The organism is Streptomyces bungoensis (assembly GCF_001514215.1).
Lineage (GTDB): Bacteria > Actinomycetota > Actinomycetes > Streptomycetales > Streptomycetaceae > Streptomyces > Streptomyces bungoensis.
Map to the genome: position 1 here is coordinate 350,185 of NZ_KQ948852.1, position 20,701 is coordinate 370,885.

Below are 20,701 nucleotides of genomic sequence, written 5' to 3' on the forward strand. Positions count from 1 at the left end.
GCGCGCGAGGAGCCGCCATGCAGCAGGACAAGCACCCCGACTACCACCCCGTGGTCTTCCGCGACCGCGCGGCCGGCTACGCCTTCCTCACCCGCTCCACCGCCAGGAGCGAGCAGACCATCGAGTGGGACGACGGAGAGACCTACCCGGTGATCGACGTGGAGATCTCCTCGGAGAGCCACCCCTTCTACACGGGCAAGGCCCGCACGGTGGACACCGAGGGCCGCATCGCCCGGTTCGAGCGCCGGTACGGCGAGGCAGGGGCGGGCGAGGCGACCTGAGGGAGCCGGGCCCCTCAGATCACGTTGAGGGCAGCCGCACAGCCAACGCCGCCGAGCAGCATGAACGCCGGCATCAGCACCCTGAGCTCGACCCAGCTGCCGGCCCGGAACCGCAGGACCTTGGGCGGCCCCACCGGGTACCAGCGCTTGCGGCCCAACGGGATAGGCCACAGGATCGGGCAGCCGGAGACGGTCAGCGCGTCCCCGATGTCGTGCACCAGGGCGCCCAGCACGATCGGCAGCCCCAGCCAGAGGTACTCCTGTCCGGGCTCGGTGAACAGCCAGTCGGAACCGTTGCCCGGCTTGTCCAGGATTCCGGCGAGGATCCAGGCGCTGGTCGCCGCCAGCAGCCAGACCAGGACGTCGCTGCTGGAGCCCCGGGCCGCCCGCCACAGCAGCCCCTCGATCGCCAGCACCATGTGCACGAAGAGGATCGCCAGCACCGCCCAGCGGCCCCCGGCGATCGCGGCCGCCGAGCTGCCCGCGCCGATGACGACCGCCCACAGCCAGGTGTGCGTGAGCGTACGGTGACCGCCCGAGCGGCGCGCGTCGCCCTTCATCCTGGTCGCCTTGTAAACCGCGTAGGACAGCTTGTCCACGATCTCGCAGATCCAGCGCGAGAGGGGTCCGAAGGCCCGCGAGATGGTGGCCGCCTTGTGGTCGAGGTCCGGGGCGAGCGCGGCGCCGGCGCAGATCAGCGCGCCGACCAGGAGGACCGGCCAGGGCATCGGGTGCCCGGCCGCGGCGGCGGCCGCCCCGACGCCCAGCCAGGCCGCCGCCCCCGACAGTGAGTGTGCTGGTCCCATCATGGCCGCTTCCCGCCCCATTCCTCGTGTGCCGCTGTCCAGTTGACCTGGCGCGCCGGCGCCTCGCCGGCGACACAGCGTAGCGGTCATGATCTTCGCAGCCGCAGCCGATTCCCCTCTGAGAGAGATGGCCAGGCAAGATGGGGGCGTGACCCTCATCGATCAGCTGCCGCCGACCGCCGACCCCGACGCCCTGTACGAAGCCTTCGAGTCGTGGGCGCAGGAGCGCGGTCTCACCCTCTACACCCATCAGGAAGAGGCGCTGATCGAGGTGGTCTCCGGGGCGAACGTGATCGTCTCGACACCCACCGGATCCGGCAAGAGCATGATCGCGGCGGGGGCGCACTTCGCCGCGCTGGCCCGGGACGAGGTCACCTTCTACACCGCCCCGATCAAGGCGCTGGTGTCGGAGAAGTTCTTCGAGCTGTGCAAGCTGTTCGGCACCGAGAACGTCGGCATGCTCACCGGCGACGCCTCCGTGAACGCCGACGCGCCCGTGATCTGCTGCACCGCCGAGGTACTGGCCTCGATCGCCCTGCGCGACGGCAAGGGCGCGGACGTCGGCCAGGTCGTCATGGACGAGTTCCACTTCTACGCCGAGGGCGACCGGGGCTGGGCCTGGCAGATCCCGCTGCTGGAGCTCCCTCAGGCGCAGTTCATCCTCATGTCGGCGACTTTGGGCGATGTGTCGTTCTTCGAGAAGGACCTCACCCGCCGCACCGGTCGCCCTACCGCGGTCGTCCGGTCGGCCACCCGCCCGGTCCCGCTGTCCTACGAGTACAAGTACACCCCGATGACGGAGACGCTCACGGATCTGCTGCAGAGCAGGCAGGCGCCGGTGTACATCGTGCACTTCACCCAGGCACAGGCCGTGGAGCGGGCGCAGGCGCTCATGAGCATCAACATGTGCTCGCGCGAGGAGAAGGAGCAGATCGCCGAGCTGATCGGCAACTTCCGCTTCACCACCAAGTTCGGCCGCAACCTCTCCCGTTACGTCCGGCACGGCATCGGCGTCCACCACGCCGGCATGCTGCCCAAGTACCGGCGCCTGGTGGAGAAGCTCGCCCAGGCCGGTCTGCTGAAGGTCATCTGCGGCACCGACACCCTCGGCGTGGGGGTCAACGTGCCGATTCGGACGGTGCTGTTCACGGCCCTGACCAAGTACGACGGCAGCCGGGTGCGCACGCTGCGCGCCCGTGAGTTCCACCAGATCGCGGGCCGCGCGGGCCGGGCCGGCTTCGACACCGCGGGACTCGTCGTCGCCCAGGCCCCCGAGCACGTCATCGAGAACGAGAAGGCCCTCGCCAAGGCGGGCGACGATCCGAAGAAGCGCCGCAAGGTGGTCCGCAAGAAGGCGCCGGAGGGGTTCGTCGGCTGGACGGAGAACACCTTCCAGAAGCTCATCGACTCCGAGCCCGAGCCGCTGACCTCGCGGTTCCGGGTGACGCACACGATGCTGCTGTCGGTGATCGCCCGCCCCGGCAACGCCTTCGAGGCGATGCGCCACCTCCTCGAGGACAACCACGAGCCGCGCAAACAGCAGCTCCGGCACATCCGCCGGGCGATCGCGATCTACCGCTCCCTGTTGGACGGCGGGATCGTGGAGAAGCTCGACAAGCCGGACGCCGAGGGGCGCATCGTCCGGCTCACGGTCGACCTCCAGCAGGACTTCGCGCTGAACCAGCCGCTGTCCACGTTCGCACTCGCCGCGTTCGAACTCCTCGACCCCGAGTCGCCGTCCTACGCCCTGGACATGCTGTCCGTCGTCGAGTCCACCCTGGACGACCCGCGGCAGATCCTCGTCGCCCAGCAGAACAAGGCGCGCGGCGAGGCCGTGGCCGCGATGAAGGCCGACGGCGTCGAGTACGAGGAGCGCATGGAGCGCCTCCAGGACGTGACGTACCCGAAGCCGCTGGAAGAACTGCTCTTCCACGCGTACAACACCTACCGCAAGAGCCACCCGTGGGTCGGCGACCACCCGCTGTCGCCGAAGTCGGTCGTCCGGGACATGTACGAAAGGGCGCTCTCCTTCACGGAGCTGGTGTCCGTCTACGAGCTGGCCCGCACCGAGGGCATCCTGCTGCGCTACCTGGCGAGCGCCTACAAGACCCTCGACCACACCATCCCGGACGACCTGAAGTCCGAGGACCTGCAGGATCTGATCGAGTGGCTCGGCGAGATGGTCCGCCAGGTGGACTCCAGCCTGCTGGACGAGTGGGAGCAGCTGGCCAATCCGGAGGAGATGACCGCCGAGGAGGCCCAGGAGAAGGCCGACGAGGTCAAGCCGGTCACCACCAACGCGCGCGCTTTCCGGGTGCTGGTCCGCAACGCCCTGTTCCGCCGCGTGGAGCTGGCGGCCCTGGACCAGGTCGAGGAACTGGGCGAGATGGACGGCGAGGCGGGCTGGGACGCCGAGGCGTGGGGCGAGGCGATGGACAAGTACTGGGACGAGTACGACGACCTCGGCACCGGACCGGACGCCCGAGGCCCCAAGCTGCTGGTCATCAAGGAGGAGCCGGCGAACGGTCTGTGGCGTGTGCGCCAGATCTTCGACGACCCCCGCGGCGACCACGACTGGGGCATCAGCGCGGAGATCGACCTCGCGGCGTCCGACGCCGAGGGCCGTGCGATCGTGCGTGTCACCGATGTCGGCCAGCTGTGACCCCGGGAGAGTCCCACCGATGACGACGAATCCGGCCGAGAGACTGGTCGACCTCCTCGACCTGGAGCAGATCGAGGTCAACATATTCCGCGGCCGCAGCCCGCACGAGTCCCTGCAGCGGGTCTTCGGCGGGCAGGTGGCGGGCCAGGCCATGGTGGCCGCCGGGCGCACCTCGGACGGCGACCGCCCGGTGCACTCGCTGCACGCGTACTTCCTGCGCCCGGGCCGGCCGGGCGTGCCGATCGTGTACCAGGTGGAGCGGGTACGCGACGGGCGGTCGTTCACCACGCGCCGGGTCACGGCCGTGCAGCAGGGCCGCACGATCTTCAATCTGACCGCCTCCTTTCACAAGCCTGAGGAAGGACCGTTCGAACACCAGCTGCCGCCGGCCCGCGAGGTGCCGGACCCGGAGACGCTGCCGACGGTGACCGAGGAGATCCGTAAGCATCTGGGCACGCTGCCGGAGCAGTTGGAGCGAATGGCGCGCCGTCAGCCGTTCGACATCCGCTACGTCGACCGGCTGCGCTGGAACGCCGAGGAGATACAGGGGGCCGAGCCGCGCAGCGCCGTGTGGATGCGCGCCGTGGGACCGCTCGGGGACGACCCGCTGGTGCACACCTGCGCGCTGACCTACGCCAGTGACATGACCCTCCTCGACGCCGTCCGCATCCCGGTCGAACCTCTGTGGGGCCGGCGCGGCTTCGACATGGCGTCGCTGGACCACGCGATGTGGTTCCACCGGCCGTTCCGTGCGGACGAGTGGTTCCTCTACGACCAGGAGTCCCCGATCGCCACCGGCGGGCGCGGTCTGGCCCGTGGGCGCATTTACGACCTGCAGGGACGGCTGCTCGTGTCGGTGGTCCAGGAGGGTCTGTTCCGGGCTCTGTAAGCGCGCTTCCGGACTTGTCGAGGACCTGCGCCGCGCCCGCAGGGGAGTCAGACCGTTGCGGGCCGGGGACTTCTGCGGCGGAGCAAGCTCCTCAGTCCACGGCCCGGACGCCGGCCCTCGAGGCCGCTGCTCTGCTGTTCCGGCGTCGGTTCCGGCCGGCAGGTGGGCCGGGTGCCGGTCCGGACCGCGGACCTGGCGTGTGCCGCCGGCGTCCGGGCCTCGGGTTCGGTGCCTCGTGGGGCCGGGCGCGAAGCCGTCGCGTGAGCGCGTGCCTCCCGCACGGCGTGCGCCAGGTCGCTGCGCAGCCAGCCGATCTCGTCCGGGTCCTGCGCCGTCACGAGTTCGCCGGCGAGGTGCGCGGTGGGCGATGCGGGCGCCCCTTGATGAGGTGGCGTCGGCCGGAACCGGTGCAGCTCGGCGCGCTCGCTCGGGTCGGTGACGACTTCGGCCACCTCGACGGGCGGCAGGAAGGCCGCCACGGCACCGGCCCGGGCCCACGGGTCCTCCGCCTGGCGGAGCAGGAATCCCAGGTGCCGTCCGCGCCAGTTGCGGGCGCGCAGGTCCACACCGGCCGCCACCTGGCTGCGCAGGGTCTCGGGGGTGCGCCCCTTGAGCAGGTGCGCGTTCTCCTCACCGGCCGCGAACTGCCGCATCTCCTCGGCCAGATACAGCCAGACCACGGCGCGGTAGCGGTTGAGATAAAAGCGCACCGGCACCAGGAGACCCAACCGGGCGAGGCGGGTGAACCTGCCTGCGGAGATGCCCATGAGCGCGGCCCCCTCCGCGGTACCCACGACCTGGACGCGCTGCCGGAGGGATTCCGGGAACCCCTCCTGGGCGCGCAGCCGTTCGATCTCGGCACGCTCGACCCGGCGGCCCCCGCCGCCCCCGCCGCCCCCGCCGCCCCCGCCGGGCACGGTACGGATGCGGCCGAGGTGGACGGCGAGATCGAACTCGGCTCGTTTGAGCTCCAGTTCGCGAGCCGCGCGGCTCGGCGCCCAGGTGCTGGAGCGGGTGGGGCCGCCGGCACTGGAGCGAGTGGGGACGAAGGTGCTTCCCGACATGGTCGTACTCCCCCGTGGAGTGTGGCTCACGCCCTGTGCGTTTGCCGTGCACACACGGTAGCCGTTTCGGCACAGACCGCTGCGAGCCTGTGGACAACTCCGCGGGGGACCGCGAATACGCAGGTCAGAGGTCTGAGGTGGGACTGCGGTCGGGTTGCCGGGCGTCCACGCCGAGGTGCTCGCCGACGCGGTTGACGAGGAGGGTCATCTCGTAGGCGATCTGGCCGATGTCGGCCTCCGCGCCGCTGAGCACGCACAGGCAGCTGCCCGCGCCGGCGGCGGTCACGAACAGTACGGCGTCGTCGTACTCGATCATCGTCTGGCGCACCCTGCCCGCACCGAAGTGGCGCCCCGACCCCTTCGCCAGGCTGTGCAGACCGGAGGCGACGGCCGCCAGATGCTCGGCGTCCTCCCGGCGAAGCCCCGTGCTCGCTCCCGTGACGAGTCCGTCGCTGGACAGCACGAGTGCGTGCCGGACGTGCTGCACCCGCTCGGTCAGATCGTCCAGGAGCCATCCGAGACCCTGGTTCTGCGCCATGTTCCGTCTCCCCGTGTGACGTCGTCTCCTGGCTGTAGGTCTGCCCGCCAGCCTTCCCCACGACCGGCGTCCGGGCAAGCAGGATGGGCGTATGGCACAGAAGATGACCGATGAGGAATGGCGGGCGTTCGTCTCGTACGGCACCCGAACCGGCAAGTTGTCCACCGTCAGCGCCGATGGGAGCCCCCATGTCGCCCCGATCTGGTTCCTGCTGGACGGGGAGGAACTGGTCTTCAACACCGGCAAGGAGACCGTGAAAGGGCGCAATCTCGCCCGTGACGGACGGATCGCCCTGTGCGTGGACGACGAGCGGCCGCCGTTCCATTTCGTCGTGCTGAGCGGGCGCGCCCGCCTGTCGGAGGATCTGGACGAGGTGCGCCGCTGGGCCACGCGCATCGCCGCCCGGTACATGGGCGAGGAGCGTGCCGAGGAGTACGGGGCCCGCAACGGCGTCCCGGGTGAACTCCTGGTCCGGGTGGCCGTGGACAAGGTGGTGGCGGTGAGGGACCTGGCCGGCTGAGGCTCAGCCCACCGAGTCGAGGAGCCGGGCGGTGTGCATCCGCCCGGCGTACTCGACGAGTCGGATCAGCACCTCCTTGCCGGAGTTCCTGTCCCGGGCGTCGCACAGCACCACCGGGGTGCCGTGGTCCAGGTCGAGGGCCCTGCCGACGTCGTCGGCGTCGTGGCTGCGCGCTCCGGCGAAGCAGTTGACGGCCACGACGAACGGGATGCGCCGGTGCTCGAAGTAGTCGACCGCCGGGAAGCAGTCCTCCAGCCGGCGGGTGTCCGCGAGGACCACGGCGCCGAGGGCCCCCTGGGAGAGTTCGTCCCACAGGAACCAGAAGCGGTCCTGCCCCGGCGTGCCGAAGAGGTACAGGGAGAGGCCGGAGCGGATCGTGATGCGTCCGAAGTCCATGGCGACGGTCGTCGTGACCTTCTGGTCCACGCCGTCGGTGTCGTCCACCAGCTGACCGGCCTGGCTGAGCAGTTCCTCGGTGCGCAGCGGACGGATCTCGCTGACGGCACCGACGAGGGTCGTCTTGCCGACACCGAATCCGCCGGCGACCAGTATCTTCAGTGCCAGGGCGGACGTGTCGCCCGCGGCGCCGGAGTGCTCGGAGACCATGATCACTTCTCTCGGGAGGGGCGGCTGCGGCCGGTGTCGAGGTGGTCGGAACAGTCGGGGCAGGAAGCCAGCATCATGACAACTCCGGGGCCGCCCCGGGCGATCGGACCGGAATACGCCTGATGTGAACGGATCGCGCACGGTTGGATGCGCAACGCGCGCAAAACGGAGTGCGGCCGGGCGCCGGCTGGGTCTCGAACGTTCATCTAGAGCGCCCGCAGCCCTTCGATGACCTCGCGCAGAATCCGTTCGTCCGGCAGGTGGGCCGGCGGCACCGGTCGGCTGACGGTGACACGGCCCAGCTCCAGAAGATCGCCGAGGAGCACTCTGACGACGCCCACCGGCAGATCCGCGCCGGCCGCGAGTTCGGCGACGGACTGCGTCTCGACGCGGCACAGGGCGAGCAGGGTCCGGTGCTCGGGACCGAGCGTGGTGTCGTCGTCCGCCGCCGGTGCGGCGGGGTCCAGTGTGACGAGGGCGATCAGGTCGAACCGCACTCCGGTGGGCCCGGGCTGGGTGCGTCCGCCGGTCATGGCGTACGGGCGGACCAGGGGTCCCGCCTCGCCGTCGTACCACTGGCTGCCCTGCTCGCGCGGGCCGCCGGTCGGGGTCTCGGTCATCGGTGCCGCCCCTCCGGGTCATCCGGCGGCGGGCGGCCGGGCGGTGGCGCGCGGTGCCGTGCGGAGATGTTCGCCCACGCGCTTGACCAGACGTGCCATTTCGTAGGCGACCAGGCCGATGTCGGCGGTGACGGCGGTGAGCAGGGCGAGGCAGGAGCCTTCCCCTGCCGCGGCGACGAAGAGGAAGGCGTCGTCCATCTCCACCATGGTCTGGCGTACGCCGCCCGCGCCGAAGTGCCGTCCGGCGCCCTTGGCAAGGCTGTTGAAGCCGGAGGCCACGGCCGCCAGGTGTTCAGCGTCCTCCCGTACGAGGCCGGTGGAGGCACCGACGGCCAGGCCGTCGTTGGACAGCACCACGGCGTGGTGCACCTCGCTCACCCGCATCACCAGGTCGTCCAGCAGCCAGTCCAGTTCGCCGGATCGCTGGGCGGCCCTCGTGTTCACGTCCTCGATCATGCCGGGTCTCCTTCGGGTCGGTGGCTGCCCGTTCCGTGTTCCGGGGCTGCGCCGCGGCCGGGTTGTCTACCGCCTCCGCGGGCCCACCCGGCGCGATAGGCCGCCATGCGGTCCCGTACGAGCTCGGGGGTGCGCTCGTCGTCGTGCGGGCCGGCTTCCGGTGCGGGCTCTTCGGGACGCTGGTGGCGGAGCTGGGGCGCGAGGCTCGCCTGGCGCACGCGGCGCGGCAGGTGGTCCGAGGGCACGGAGTCGCTCGCCGGTCGGGGCGGTGGCCGCAAGGCGGTCACTCCTGGAGGCGGGGGCTCGTGCGAGGGCGTCGAGGCGGCCGGGGCGGTGGCCGCGAGGACGGGCCGGCCGGGCTGTGCGGCCACCGCCGGCGGTGGGGGCGTGTCGGGCACGCGCGCGTATGCGCGCGGCTGCAGTGGTGGTGCCGCTGACTCCTGGTGTGCGGAGTGTTCGGGGGAGCCGACGTGCAGCAGAGCGGTGGGCAGCAGGACGACGGCGTTGGTGCCGCCGTACGGGGAGGTGCGCAGGTGCACCTTGATGCCGTGCCGGGAGGCGAGCCTGCTCACCACGAACAGCCCCAGGCGGTCGCTGTCGAACAGGTCGAGGGCCTCGGACTGCTCGATGCGCCGGTTGGCCTCCGCGAGGGCCTCGGCGCCCATGCCGAGACCCCGGTCCTCCACCTCGAGGGCGTAGCCGTTGCCGACGGGTTCGCCGGTGACGCGGACGCGGGTGTGGGGCGGCGAGAACTGGGCGGCGTTCTCGACGAGTTCGGCGAGCAGGTGCGTGAGGTCGGCCACCGCCGCGCCGATGACGGAGGCGTCCGGCAGTTGGCGTACCTCCACGCGCGCGTAGTCCTCGATTTCCGAGACGGCCGCGCGTACGACGTTGGTCAGGGACACCGGCATGCGCCAGGCCCGGCCCGGTGCGGCTCCGGAGAGGATGATCAGGCTCTCGGCATGGCGCCGCATCCGGGTGGTGAGGTGGTCGAGGCGGAAGAGGTCGCTCAGCTCGTCGGGGTCGTCCGAGCGCCGCTCCATGGTGTCCAGGAGGCTGAGCTGGCGGTGGACCAGGACCTGGCTGCGGCGGGCGAGGTTGACGAAGACTCCTGCGATGCCGCTGGCGAGTTCGGCGCGTTCGACCGCCGCGCTCAGGGCGGCGCGGTGCACGGTGGTGAGGGCTTCGGCGACCTGACCGGTCTCGTCCTGTGCGGGGGGTCCGGCGGGCGCCTCGGCCTGGATGTCGATCTCGTCGCCCGCACGCAGTTTCCGCATGGCGGCGGGGAGTTTGCGGCGGGCGATCTCCAGGGCGTCGTTGCGGAGGGTCACGAGTTCCACGACGAGGCCGCGTCCGATGCGGACGGAGATGACGAGTGATGCGGCGACGGCGGCGAGGCCGAACAGGACGGCGGCCCCCGCCGGGCTGAGCAGACCGCGGGTGAACGGGTCGGCGCGGCCCGCGACGGTCCGGCCCGTGTCGGCCGCGATGGACCTCATCCCGTCCTGCACGCGCGCGTGGGCGCTGTTCCACGGGCTCGACGGTCCGGTGTCGACCGTCTTGGCAGCGGTGCCGGCGGCGAGGATCCGGTTCTCGGTGGTGGTGAGGACGGTGCAGGCGCCGCTGTCGGCGAGGGCGCGCCAGGCGGCGCTCTGGGGGCCGGGCAGGTCGGCGACGGCCGTCTCGGTGAGGGTGCGGCGCGTGGCGACGGCCGCGGTGAACAGCCGCGCGCGTTCGCCCTGGAGGCCGCCGGGCGCGCGGGCGCTGCCGAGGACGGCGTCCTCCTGGGCGAGCGCCTCGGCGGCGCGGGAGAACTCGAGCAGGACGCGCGCGTCGGAGCCGACGTCGGCCTGCTGGATGCCGGTGAGGGCGCCGTCCACCGCGAAGGCCGTGCCGATGGTCCTGGTGTACCGGGCGTAGACCTCGCTCCAGCCGGCGGTGCGGTCGCGTACGGCGGTTCGCAGGGGGCGCAGGTGCTCGGCCGAGGTGACGAAGGACGCGAGGCGTCCGGCGACACCGGCGGGCAGTTCCTGGCTGTCGGCGACGGTGTGGCCGTGGCCGAGCCGCAGCCGGACCAGCGCGCGGTCGGTCCGGGCGGCGAGGGCACCGAGGTCGCCGCCGCTTCCCGGGTCCACGCCGGCGGCGTGGCGCACGGCGGCGGCGCGCTCGTTCTGCAGTGCGGTGACGGCGGCGGCCACGGGGCCGCGCAGGTCGGCGTCCACCTTCTGGGACTGGCGCAGCCGGGCGACGTCCTGCGCGGTACTGACGGTGGCGTAGGCCCACAGGGCGAGCAGGGAGACGACGGGCACCATCAGCAGGCAGATCACCTTGGCGCGCACCGTGCGGGGGCGGGCATGCCAGCGACCCGCCCGCGCGGGCGCACGGTCCGTCGGCGTGTCGAGCGGGTGGTCCGGGCTCTCGTCGGCCGGTGGTCCGGCGTGGGCGCGGCGGCCGCGTGGCGGGGCCGGGGACTGGGCAGGGGTGCCGGCTCGGGTTGTGCTACGGGGTGGGCGCATGGCCTCCTCGCTCGGGACGTGGGTCGGGGCTCCGTCGGGCGGGCCGGCTCGGACGGCGTCCGAGCCGGCCTCGCGTCAGCCGGTGGCGCCCGGGACGGGCCGCTGGGCCGAGGCGGACGCCGCGCGTTCGTCCGCGGTGGGTGAGAGGGCGACGAAGGCCGAGGTGAGGAACAGATAGGACCCGAGGCCGACGGCGAGGGGGAAGATGAACTGCATCGCCGTGGCCCCGGGCAGTGCTTGGCCGGACGGGGTGACGCGCACGCTCACCGCGAACATCCCGGTGTAGTGCATGCTGCTGACGGCCGCGCCCATGACGAGGGAGGCGAGGGTGACCGCGAGGGGCGACTTGATGTTGAGCCCCGCCCACAGGGCCGCGGTCGCCGCCGCGACCGCGATCAGGACGGAGAGTGCGACGAGGACGGGGTCGTAGGTCACGTCACCGTGCAGCCGTACCGCAGACATGCCCAGGTAGTGCATGCTGGCGACGCCCACCCCGGTCGTGAGTCCGCCGAGCAGGAGGGCCCGGTTGCGGTCCCGGCTGTAGCCGACGGCGAAGACGCCGGCGCAGACGACGACCATGGCGACGACGAGGCTGAGGATGGTCAGCGGCACGTCGTAGCGGATGTCGGTGCCGGTGACGCGGAAGCCGAGCATGGCCACGAAGTGCATGGTCCAGATGCCCGTGCCGATCGCGGACGCGGCGGTGACGAGCCAGTTGCGGCGCGAGCGGCCGGTGACGGCGAGCGCGCGCATGGTGCACCGCAGTCCGAGTGCGGCGCCTATGCAGGCCATCAGGTACGACAGCACGGGGGTAAGCCAGCCGAAAGCGGCGTGGTCCAGGTGTCCCATGGCCCCGGGACGCTAGCCGGGGCAGAGGCGCGCGGAGGGGGCGCATTTCGAAAGGTGTTGGAATCTGACACAGAGAGGCAAGGGAACGATCGTCTCCCGCTCGAACATGCGCGCAGGCGTGTTCCCCCAGCCGGTGCGGGATCATGCCCACCATGAGCGACGACCACACACGCGTCCAGGAGTTCTTCACCGCCCGGGCCGCCGACTGGGACAGCAGGTTCCCCGACGACGGCCCCGCCTACGCGGCCGCCGTGGCCGACCTGGGGTTGCGCCCGGGCGACCGCGTGCTCGACGCCGGCTGCGGCACGGGCCGCGCCCTGCCCGCCCTGCGAGCCGCCGTGGGACCCTCCGGGGTGGTGGCCGGGCTGGACCTGACTCCGGCGATGCTCCAGGCCGCCGTGCGGGCCGGCCGGGACCGGGAGGGGCGCCTGCTGCTCGCCGACGTCGCCGCGCTGCCGATGCGGTCCGGCTCCCTGGACGCCGTGTTCGCCGCGGGGCTGATCGCACACCTGCCGCGGCCCGCCGAGAATCTGCGGGGCATGGCCCGCGTGGTGCGCCCGCAGGGCACGCTCGCGCTCTTCCACCCCATCGGCCGCGCCGCCCTGGCCGCACGTCAGGGCCGCCGGATCACTCCGGAGGACCTCAGGGCCGAGGACAATCTGGGGCCCCTGCTCGCCCGCGCGGGGTGGCGCATGACGTCGCACGTCGACCAGGAGGACCGTTTTCTGGCACTGGCGATCCGGGAGAGCTGACACGCCATCGATTCGAACGCGGTGCGGACGAACCGACGCGTCCTCGCGGCGGCCGCCGCGAGACGCCCGCCCATGGGGCCGCTGGAGCCGAGGTTGCGCCCGGCTGCCTCGCCCTCTTCTTTACGGGCGACTTCAACTCTACGTTGAAGGGCAGAAGATGGGCGACCAGTGGGGGCTTTCCCGAGGGAAGGTGGGGCACGTGTTCGACGCGATGCGCAAGTACGCCACCCGGTTCCGTACCTCCTCGCGCCCGGAGGCGGCGGCCGGCCGGGAACGGCGCACACACAACTTGTTCGAAGCCGCGGCCGCCTATGTGGCGGCCTGCGCGGAGGACGACCAGGACCGGATCGACGAGACGGCGACCTGGGTGTCACCGGAGGCGCTCTCGTTCGGGGTGAGGGAACTCGCGTGCCGGGCCGTCATCGCGCTCGCCCGGGAGCGCGAGGAGACGCCCGGGGCGGTGGCCCGGGATCTCCTCGGGCTGCCGGCCGCCTGAACAGCTCGCCGAGCACAGGTCGTTTCGCCCCCGTCCAGGTGGAAACCTGCAGCTCCGCGTGGTCTGCGGTGCCGTGACAAGCGCCTTCCGCTCGCACTAGGGTGCGCGCCGATGGACGAACCACTGGGGAGGCAGGCATGGCCGGGACGGACGAGGAGGTCGTCGCCGCCGCGGACGAGGCACTGACGGACGAGGAGGCTGCCGCCGCGGACGAGGCGCTGTACGTGCTCACGGCGGTGCTGCTGACGCCGGCGCAGTTCCCGAGCGTGCTGGGCGACGACTACCCGGAGGCCTGCGCGGCGCTGGATCTGGCGCCGCGCGCCGACGGGTACGGGCTGGTGCTCGGGCAGGACGGCGACGGTGCGCGCTGGACCGTCGTGATCGACGACGTCTCCCTGGTCGCCGTGGCGATCGCGTCCTGGGACTGCGGCATGGAGTACGAACTGTCGCCGGACGAGCGCACGGTCGTGGCCGCCCTGCCCGGATGGCCGCTGGCCGTCGCCGTCGCGGCGCCCGGCGTTCCCGCTCCGCACGACCCCGACCCCGAGGACGCGGGCCGGCCCGCGCTGGCCCCGCCGGACACCAGCACCTGGGGTCCCGCCCAGAGGCGCCTGGGCGCCGACGAGATCGCGCTGCAGTGGGCGGTGTGGCGGGAGCAGATCGGCGAGGACTACTTCCCGCCGCAGCAGGAACACACGCCGCAGGAACAGACGCCCCAGGAACGGGCGAGCCGGGACTCCTCGGCGGACGGTGGGGAATCGCCGGCGGACGGCGAGGCAGCCCGGCCGAAAGGCGGCCCCCTGGGCGTCCGGCGCGTGCTGGCGGAGGCACGCGCCTACATCGACTCGCCGCCACCGCTCGGCCGGGTCCGCTCGTCCTTCGCCCCGGGGGACGCCCGTACGCTGCGCGCCGACGGGCCCGGCTGGTCGATCGTGGCCCGCACCGACGACATCGCGTTCGTCCTGCTCGACGACAAACCCGGCGAGGTGCTGCCGGTGGGCCGGGGCCGCGAACTGCCCGGCCTGCTCGAGGCACTCGACAAGATGGCCGTACGCCCCCTGTGAGCGCGTCCTGGCCCGGCTGAGCCTCACCGGCCTCCGGGGCCGCGCCCGCACGGAGGCGTGGCCCCCTGGCCCGGTCGGCAGCCCGGCGTCTCCCTCAGCGGCCGATCTCCTTGCGCGCGACCCGGCGGAGCCTGCGCCGCTGCGAAGGGTCCAACGTCAGGTACGCGGCAGCCGGAACCCCCACCACGATGAGGAACGCCACCCACCAAGGCAGCCATATCAGCAGGATCAGGCCGACCGCCACACCCCCTGCGGCGATCTTCGCGTTCTTGGACATGAGCGTCGCCTCCTCCGCGGCCTGTGCCGCTCTCTGCTCGGAGAACGGTCCGGCGCCTCGCGCGGTTCCATAGCCGGACCCTGAGACATCCCTGACACACGCCCCTTAGTGGTCCGGGGCGCAACGCGGGCGTTCGTGACAGCCTCTCGCCGTGATGTACCCTCGGCGACTCCCAGGCGAGTAGTCAAATTTGAGGAGTACTGCGGAGCTGTGCAGACGACCCCCAGAGCACCACTCTCCGATCCGTCCCCCCGTCCGACCCCGACCCCGACCCCGACCCCGACCCCAGGCTCGTCCACCGATCAGTCCGCCGATACCCTCCCGGACCTGCCCTCGGGTCTGCCCGGACTCAGCCGTTGCTGTGCCGTCTTCATCCCCTCCGACCCACCCCGCGCCGGCCTGATGGCCTTCTGGCGGCCGGACGGCGCAGCCCTCCCCTCCGTCGGCCAGGGCTCCGGCTCGGAGCTGGACCTCGTCCTGCCCGCGCCGGACGGCGGCGTCGAGCGGGTGCGGCGGCCCGCCCTGCTGCTGCCGCTGCGCGCGGCACTCCCCGTGCTCACGCCGGCGCGTGCGACACGGGGCAGCCACCGCGCCGCCACCTTCTGGGGCGCGGCCGGACTGCTGGCCCTGCATCTGCTGGCGCGCGGGCTGCTCCTGCCCGGCCTCTCCCCCGGCGGTCACGATGCCTGGCGGGTGGGGCCCCTGTCCGCACACGACGCGGAAGCGGTTCGCGCACTCGCCGCCGCCATGCCTCCGGAGGCGCGCGCCGTTCCGCTCACCGCCGAAGGGCCGCCTCGGCTGCCCGGGCCCGAGCCGTTGCTGCGGGCCTTCCTGGACGCGGTCGCCGACACGCTCCCCCGCTCCCCCGCCGCGCCCATGGTGACCGGCGGTGCCGCCTTCGCGGCGCCGGAAGCCCAGCATCTGCCCGGCCTGCGGGACTGGGCCGACGGCCTCGCCGCCGGCCATGACGCCGGCGTGAGGCTGTCGTTGCGGGTGGAGGCACCGGGCCTACCCGACGCCGGGTCCGAGGAGGACGCGCCGGTCCGGTTGCGTGCCGTGCTCCAGGTGCACGGGGTGAACGGGGCGGCTGGGGCCGCGGACGTCGTGGACGCCGCCGGACTGTGGGCGGCACCGGAAGCCGTGTCCCCCGCGTTCGGCCCACGCGCGCGGGCGGACGTGCTGGTGGCACTGCGCCGCGCGGCTCGTGCGTGGCCGCCGCTGACTCCCTTGCTCTCCGCCTCGGTTCCCGCCGCCGTGGAACTCGCCGACGACGAGATCACCGAACTCCTGGGTGAGGGCGCGAGGGCACTGGCCGCCGCGGGCGTCGACGTGCACTGGCCGAAGGAGGTGTCCCACGGGATGACCGAGCACGCGGCCGTCGGTCCGCCGGACGGTGCGGCGTCGGCGTTGCCGTCGTTCCTGTCGGCGGACGCACTGCTCACGATCCGTCCGCGGTACGCGCTGAGCGGGCGGGAGCTGTCGCGCGACGAACTCGACGCGCTCGCGGAGGCCAAGCGCCCCCTGGTACGGCTGCGCGACCGGTGGGTGCTGGTCGATCCGCGTCAAGCGGAACGCGCCCGTACCCGGCGGGAACGTTCCGTCACCCCGGTCGAGGCCCTGGCGGCTGCCCTGACGGGTTCCGTCGAGGCCGACGGCCACCGGGTCGACGTACGGCCCACCGGGTGGCTGGCGCAGCTGCGGGAGCGAGTGGCGGAGCCCGGGGCGGCGCAGCCCGTCGAGCCGCCGCCGGGCCTCGCCGCGACCCTCAGGGACTACCAGAAGCAAGGTCTCGGCTGGCTGGCCCGCACCACCGCCCTCGGGCTCGGCTGCTGCCTGGCCGACGACATGGGACTCGGCAAGACCGTCACCCTGATCGCTCTCCATCTGCACCGGCAGACGGACCTCTCGTCGGCCGGTCCGGCCCTGGTGGTCTGCCCGGCGTCCCTGCTCGGCAACTGGCAGCGCGAGATCGAGCGGTTCGCGCCGGGTGTCCCCGTCCGCAGGTACCACGGACCCGGACGCGGTCTCGCGGCCCTGACGGACGGCGAGTTCGTCCTCACCACCTACGGCACGATGCGCCTGGACGCCGAACGGCTCGCCGGAGTGCCCTGGGGCCTGGTGGTCGCCGACGAGGCGCAGCACGTGAAGAATCCGTACGCGGCGACCGCACGGGCACTGCGTTCCATCGGCGCACGCGCGCGCGTGGCACTCACGGGCACACCGGTGGAGAACAACCTCACGGAGTTGTGGGCGATCCTCGACTGGACCACTCCGGGGCTGCTCGGCCGCCTCGGCTCCTTCCGCGCGCGGTACGCGCAGCCCGTCGAGGGCGGCCGGGACCCCGCCGCCGCGGAGCGGCTCGCAGGGCTGGTGCGGCCCTTCCTGCTGCGGCGCCGGAAGTCGGATCCGGGCATCGCGCCGGAGCTGCCGCCGAAGACCGAGACCGACCATCCGGTCGCCCTGACGCCCGAGCAGGCGGCCCTGTACGAGGCGTTGGTCCGCGAGACGCTCGACCGGATCGCGGACGCCGACGACATGGGCCGCCGGGGCCTGATCATGAAGCTGCTGACCGGGCTGAAGCAGATCTGCAACCACCCGGCGCAGTACCTCAAGGAGGACGAACCGAGGCTCGCGGGTCGCTCGGGGAAACTGGAACTGCTGGACGAACTGCTCGGCACCATCCTCGCCGAGGAGTCGGGCGTGCTGGTCTTCACGCAGTACGTGCACATGGCCCGCCTGCTCGCCCGGCATCTGACGGCCCGTGGAGTGCCTTCCCATCTGTTGCACGGCGGCACCCCCGTCGCCGAGCGGGAGGCGATGGTGCGCCGCTTCCAGGCCGGCGAGGCGCCCGTGTTCCTGCTGTCCCTGAAAGCGGCGGGCACGGGCCTGAACCTCACCCGGGCCGAGCATGTCGTGCACTACGACCGCTGGTGGAACCCCGCGGTGGAGGAGCAGGCCACCGACCGCGCGTACCGCATCGGGCAGACCCGCCCGGTCCAGGTGCACCGGCTGATCGCCGAGGGAACGGTCGAGGACCGCATCGCGGACATGCTCGGGCGCAAGCGGGAACTCGCGGACGCCGTGCTCGGCGCCACGGAGCCCACGCTGACGGACCTGACGGACGCCGAACTGGCCGCACTGGTGGAGCTGCGCGGGGAGGCGCGATGAACGGTGGCGAACACGAGCACGACCGGCACCCTGAGCGTACGTTCGCGGCACTGCCGCCCCTGCGCGGGCGAGAATTCGCGCGGACCTGGTGGGGCCGCGCCTGGCTGGCGGCGTTGGAGGAGGCGGCTCTGGACTCCGCCGCGGTGAAGGCGGGGCGCCGGCTCGCGCGCGCGGGCGGCGTGGGTGCGGTGACCGTGCGGCCGGGACGTGTCACCGCCGTCGTCCGCGAGCCGGACGGGGTGGGACACCGCGCCGACGTGCTCGTGCCCGAGCTCCCGGAGGAGCGGTGGGTCCGGTTTCTGGACCTGACCGTCGAGCAGGCGGGACACCTGGCCGCGCTCCTCGACGGGGAACTGCCGCCCCATCTGGTCGAGGACGCGGCGATCCGCGGAGTGGACCTCCTTCCGGGTACGCCGGACCTGGAACCGGAGTGCGACTGCGGGACCTGGGACCACTGCGCGCACACCGCCGCCCTGTGCCACCAGGTGGCGCGGTTGCTGGACGAGGATCCGTTCGTGCTGCTGCTCCTGCGCGGCCGGACACAGGGCATGTTCCTGCGGGAGCTGCACCGGCGAAGCGCACTCTCCCCCGGCGTGCCGGCCGAGGGCGTGGACGCCGCGGAGGCCTGGGCGGCGGCCGGCGGCCTGCCCCCGGTGCCGCCTGTGCCCGGCCTTCCCGAGTCACCCGGCGAACCCGCGTCCTTCGGCACCGACACGGCACCGCCGCCCGGAATCGATCCCACGGCGCTGGCGTACCTGGCGGCGTGTACGGCCGTGGAAGCGCACCGGCTGCTCGGTCAGGCTCTGCACGAGCGGGGGGCGGTAGTCGTGGACGGGTCCGTCGGCGAGGACGCGGTGCGGCTCGCCGCAGGCAAGGCGCCCGGCGCCGTCGCCGGCCGGCTCGCCGAGGGTTCGGGGCGAGGCCGGAAGGGGTTGTCGGCAGCTGTCCGTGCCTGGCGGGCCGGCGGCGCCCCGGCCCTGGCCGTGCTCGACGAGGAGTGGCGGGTGGAGGGCGCGGCGCTGGCACGCGCGCGTGCGGCCCTGGAGGCGGCCTGGGAGTCGGATGACCGGCCGGCGTTCCGGCAGAGCGGCAACCGGTGGACCGTCCACGGCGAGGGCGTTCAGCTGCGCCTCGGCCGGGACGACCGCTGGTGGCCGTACCGCGACGAGGACGGCCGCTGGTTGCCGGCCGGTGCTGCCGACCGGAATCCGGCGACGGCCGTGGTCACGGCGCGGCTCGGCACCGGGGACCCGTTCGGCACGGACGTCTGACGGCGGCGGCCGCCTCCCGGCCGGAACGACCCGCCGAGGGGCGGACGCCGCGTGTTCACACGGAGGTCGCACGGTGTTCCGTCCGGGCCTCAAATCTGGCCACAGTCAACGAAGTTGTTCCCAGGAGGTCCGATGTCACCGCACGCCACCGGACGGCGCCGCGTCCACCGCACCGTCACCCGAGGCCTGCCCCTGGCGCTGGCCGCCGCCCTCGTGGCCGCGGGACCGGCCATGGCGGCGCCGTCGGAGAACGCCCGTGTCATCCGGACGGCGACCCTGGGCGAGATCCCGCTGGGCCCGTTCAGCAACGCGCTGCTGCCGGGCAGCGTGGACGACGACCACGGAGTGAAGCTCGGCGGGATCGGCAGCGACATCTACCCGGCGGGCCGCAAGGGGGAGTACTGGACGGTGACCGACCGCGGTCCCAACGGCCAGATCAAGGTGGACGGCAAGAAGCGCCGGACGTTCCCGGTGCCGGGGTTCGACCCCGCGATCGTGCGGATCCGCGTCGCCGGTGACGCGGTGAAGGTGGTCGACGCCATACCCCTGACCACCTCCTCGGGCCAGGCCGTCACCGGGCTGCCGAACCAGAAGAGCCGCGACGAGGCGCCGTACACCTACGACGCCTCCACCGCGCTGCCGTACGACCCGGACGGCCTGGACACCGAGGGCATCGTGCGGGCCGGCGACGGCACCTTCTGGCTCGTGGACGAGTACGGCCCCTCACTGATCCACGTGTCCGCGCGCGGGAGGGTACTCACCCGCTACGTGCCCCGGGGACTGCACCTCACCGGCGCCGGCTACCCGGTGGTGGAGGCGCTGCCCTCCGTCCTGCTGCACCGCAAGGCCAACCGCGGCTTCGAAGGGCTGGCGCAGCTTCCGGGCGGTGACCTCGTACTGGCCCTGCAGAGCCCGCTGTCGCTGCCCGACGCGGGCGCCGGGGACGCCTCGCGCACGACCCGGCTGCTGCGCTTCTCCCCGAAGAAGAAGGCCGTCACCGCCGAATACGCCTACCGCTTCGACCCGGTCGACGTCGTCGACCCCGGAGAGGACGACACTTCGGAGCTGAAGATCTCCTCGGTGGTGGCCGTCGGCGGTGACCGGCTGCTGGTGGAGGAACGGACCGACAGGGCGGCCCGGCTGCAGGTGGTCCGGCTGGGCCGCGACGCCGACATCCTCGGCGGCCGCTGGGACGACGACACGACCTCGCCGTCCCTGGAGCAGCTGGACGACCCCGCCGCCGCGGGGGTGCCGGTGCTGCGCAAGCGGCTCGTCGTCGACCTGGACCGGGTGAGCGGGGTGCCGGAGAAGATCGAGGGCGTCGCGCGCGTGGACCACGACACGCTCGCCCTCATCGACGACAACGACTTCGGGATGACCGACGGTGCCGGGGCGTTCGACGCCCAGGGCCGGCTCGTGGACAGCGGGATCCGGACGACCGTGACGTACGTCCGAGTGCCCGAAGGCCTCTGAGGGGCGCTTCAGGACCGTTCGCCGGGGAGGGAGGGCAGGAGCGTCCTCAGGTTCCTCGGCAGAGCGGAGGACAGGCCCGAAGGCAAGCCCGAGGGCAGTAGCGAGGGCAACCCGGAGGGGAGTCCGGTCGGCAGCCCCGACGGCAGCCGGCCGGGCGGCCCGGTGGGCAGGCCCGAGGAGGGCCGGGGAGAGCGGCTCGCGCTCGTGTCTCCCGCAGCCGGCCCCTTGCCGTCACCCGGGCCGTGTCCCCCCGAGGCCCACAGCACCACGGCGAGGACGGCCGCGGCGGCCGCCAGGACCGCCACTGCGGCGAACAGCGGGCCACGGCCCCGCCGCCCGAGCGGGACGGACGGCGCCGGCCAGGTCGCTTCCGGCTCACAGGCCGCGGGCGGG

General features: G+C 72.9%; 19 protein-coding genes. 10 read left to right on the plus strand and 9 right to left on the minus strand.

The genetic code is table 11. From position 1 onward, the window contains the following. Positions 1 to 17: 17 nt before the first annotated feature. Positions 18 to 281, plus strand: a complete 264-nt coding sequence (locus AQJ66_RS05870) for a type B 50S ribosomal protein L31 (protein WP_061917580.1) — start codon at positions 18 to 20, stop codon at positions 279 to 281. 14 nt (positions 282 to 295) lie between these two features. Here AQJ66_RS05870 and AQJ66_RS05875 read toward each other — a convergent pair whose 3' ends face one another. Then, complete coding sequence (locus tag AQJ66_RS05875; RefSeq protein WP_061917583.1) at positions 296 to 1,090, minus strand: metal-dependent hydrolase; 795 nt, start codon at positions 1,088 to 1,090, stop codon at positions 296 to 298. A gap of 145 nt (positions 1,091 to 1,235) precedes the next feature. Between AQJ66_RS05875 and AQJ66_RS05880 the strand changes: the two genes are divergently transcribed. Both AQJ66_RS05880 and AQJ66_RS05885 read left to right on the plus strand, forming a co-directional pair. Then, positions 1,236 to 3,749 (plus strand): DEAD/DEAH box helicase, encoded by a 2,514-nt coding sequence (locus AQJ66_RS05880; RefSeq protein WP_061917586.1) that lies wholly within the window; start codon positions 1,236 to 1,238, stop codon positions 3,747 to 3,749. A 19-nt stretch (positions 3,750 to 3,768) separates the two neighbouring features. After that, positions 3,769 to 4,638 (plus strand): acyl-CoA thioesterase, encoded by an 870-nt coding sequence (locus tag AQJ66_RS05885; protein ID WP_061917589.1) that lies wholly within the window; start codon positions 3,769 to 3,771, stop codon positions 4,636 to 4,638. Positions 4,639 to 4,685: 47 nt separating this feature from the next. Here the strand turns inward: AQJ66_RS05885 and AQJ66_RS05890 are convergent, their stop codons facing one another. Together AQJ66_RS05890 and AQJ66_RS05895 are read right to left on the minus strand one after the other, a co-directional pair. Continuing rightward, a complete protein-coding gene (locus AQJ66_RS05890; RefSeq protein ID WP_061917592.1) occupies positions 4,686 to 5,702 on the minus strand; it encodes a DUF6397 family protein in 1,017 nt (338 codons plus the stop codon). 124 nt (positions 5,703 to 5,826) lie between these two features. Continuing rightward, complete coding sequence (locus tag AQJ66_RS05895) at positions 5,827 to 6,240, minus strand: roadblock/LC7 domain-containing protein (RefSeq protein ID WP_061917595.1); 414 nt, start codon at positions 6,238 to 6,240, stop codon at positions 5,827 to 5,829. A gap of 91 nt (positions 6,241 to 6,331) precedes the next feature. On the opposite strand from AQJ66_RS05895, the gene AQJ66_RS05900 reads away from it, so the two are divergent. Next, complete coding sequence (locus tag AQJ66_RS05900) at positions 6,332 to 6,760, plus strand: PPOX class F420-dependent oxidoreductase (protein ID WP_061917598.1); 429 nt, start codon at positions 6,332 to 6,334, stop codon at positions 6,758 to 6,760. Between the two features lie 3 nt (positions 6,761 to 6,763). Here the strand turns inward: AQJ66_RS05900 and AQJ66_RS05905 are convergent, their stop codons facing one another. The 5 genes from AQJ66_RS05905 to AQJ66_RS05925 all read right to left on the minus strand — a co-directional run bounded on the left by AQJ66_RS05905 (position 6,764) and on the right by AQJ66_RS05925 (position 11,807). Next, positions 6,764 to 7,366: a GTP-binding protein gene (locus AQJ66_RS05905; protein WP_061918310.1), complete on the minus strand. Its 603-nt coding sequence runs from the start codon at positions 7,364 to 7,366 to the stop codon at positions 6,764 to 6,766. A gap of 206 nt (positions 7,367 to 7,572) precedes the next feature. Further along, complete coding sequence (locus tag AQJ66_RS05910) at positions 7,573 to 7,986, minus strand: DUF742 domain-containing protein (protein ID WP_061917601.1); 414 nt, start codon at positions 7,984 to 7,986, stop codon at positions 7,573 to 7,575. A gap of 18 nt (positions 7,987 to 8,004) precedes the next feature. Then, positions 8,005 to 8,442 carry a roadblock/LC7 domain-containing protein gene (locus AQJ66_RS05915; protein ID WP_061917604.1) on the minus strand — a complete coding sequence of 146 codons (438 nt, stop codon included), beginning with the start codon at positions 8,440 to 8,442 and terminating at the stop codon, positions 8,005 to 8,007. Continuing rightward, positions 8,439 to 10,958, minus strand: coding sequence for a sensor histidine kinase (locus AQJ66_RS05920; RefSeq protein ID WP_208611289.1), 2,520 nt, complete (start codon positions 10,956 to 10,958; stop codon positions 8,439 to 8,441). Before AQJ66_RS05920 ends, AQJ66_RS05915 begins: the two co-directional genes overlap by 4 nt. 75 nt (positions 10,959 to 11,033) lie before the next feature. Then, on the minus strand, positions 11,034 to 11,807 hold the full coding sequence (locus AQJ66_RS05925) for an MHYT domain-containing protein (RefSeq protein ID WP_061917607.1): 774 nt from the start codon (positions 11,805 to 11,807) through the stop codon (positions 11,034 to 11,036). 152 nt (positions 11,808 to 11,959) lie between these two features. Here AQJ66_RS05925 and AQJ66_RS05930 point away from each other — a divergent pair, with 152 nt between their 5' ends. From AQJ66_RS05930 to AQJ66_RS05940, 3 genes are all read left to right on the plus strand, one after another. Next, positions 11,960 to 12,559: a class I SAM-dependent methyltransferase gene (locus tag AQJ66_RS05930; protein ID WP_061918314.1), complete on the plus strand. Its 600-nt coding sequence runs from the start codon at positions 11,960 to 11,962 to the stop codon at positions 12,557 to 12,559. 199 nt (positions 12,560 to 12,758) lie between these two features. Further along, positions 12,759 to 13,055 carry a hypothetical protein gene (locus AQJ66_RS05935; protein WP_061917610.1) on the plus strand — a complete coding sequence of 99 codons (297 nt, stop codon included), beginning with the start codon at positions 12,759 to 12,761 and terminating at the stop codon, positions 13,053 to 13,055. Positions 13,056 to 13,192: 137 nt separating this feature from the next. Then, positions 13,193 to 14,119, plus strand: coding sequence for a hypothetical protein (locus AQJ66_RS05940; RefSeq protein ID WP_061917612.1), 927 nt, complete (start codon positions 13,193 to 13,195; stop codon positions 14,117 to 14,119). A gap of 94 nt (positions 14,120 to 14,213) precedes the next feature. On the opposite strand, the gene AQJ66_RS05945 is transcribed toward AQJ66_RS05940, so the two are convergent. After that, positions 14,214 to 14,396 carry a hypothetical protein gene (locus AQJ66_RS05945; protein ID WP_061917615.1) on the minus strand — a complete coding sequence of 61 codons (183 nt, stop codon included), beginning with the start codon at positions 14,394 to 14,396 and terminating at the stop codon, positions 14,214 to 14,216. A 402-nt stretch (positions 14,397 to 14,798) separates the two neighbouring features. Here AQJ66_RS05945 and AQJ66_RS05950 point away from each other — a divergent pair, with 402 nt between their 5' ends. The 3 genes from AQJ66_RS05950 to AQJ66_RS05960 all read left to right on the plus strand — a co-directional run bounded on the left by AQJ66_RS05950 (position 14,799) and on the right by AQJ66_RS05960 (position 20,308). Beyond that, positions 14,799 to 17,564 (plus strand): DEAD/DEAH box helicase, encoded by a 2,766-nt coding sequence (locus tag AQJ66_RS05950; protein WP_079060085.1) that lies wholly within the window; start codon positions 14,799 to 14,801, stop codon positions 17,562 to 17,564. Continuing rightward, positions 17,561 to 18,835, plus strand: a complete 1,275-nt coding sequence (locus tag AQJ66_RS05955) for an SWIM zinc finger family protein (protein WP_061917618.1) — start codon at positions 17,561 to 17,563, stop codon at positions 18,833 to 18,835. The genes AQJ66_RS05950 and AQJ66_RS05955 overlap by 4 nt, the downstream gene beginning before the upstream one ends. 132 nt (positions 18,836 to 18,967) lie before the next feature. Then, positions 18,968 to 20,308, plus strand: a complete 1,341-nt coding sequence (locus tag AQJ66_RS05960) for an esterase-like activity of phytase family protein (RefSeq protein ID WP_061917623.1) — start codon at positions 18,968 to 18,970, stop codon at positions 20,306 to 20,308. Positions 20,309 to 20,701 lie beyond the last annotated feature (393 nt).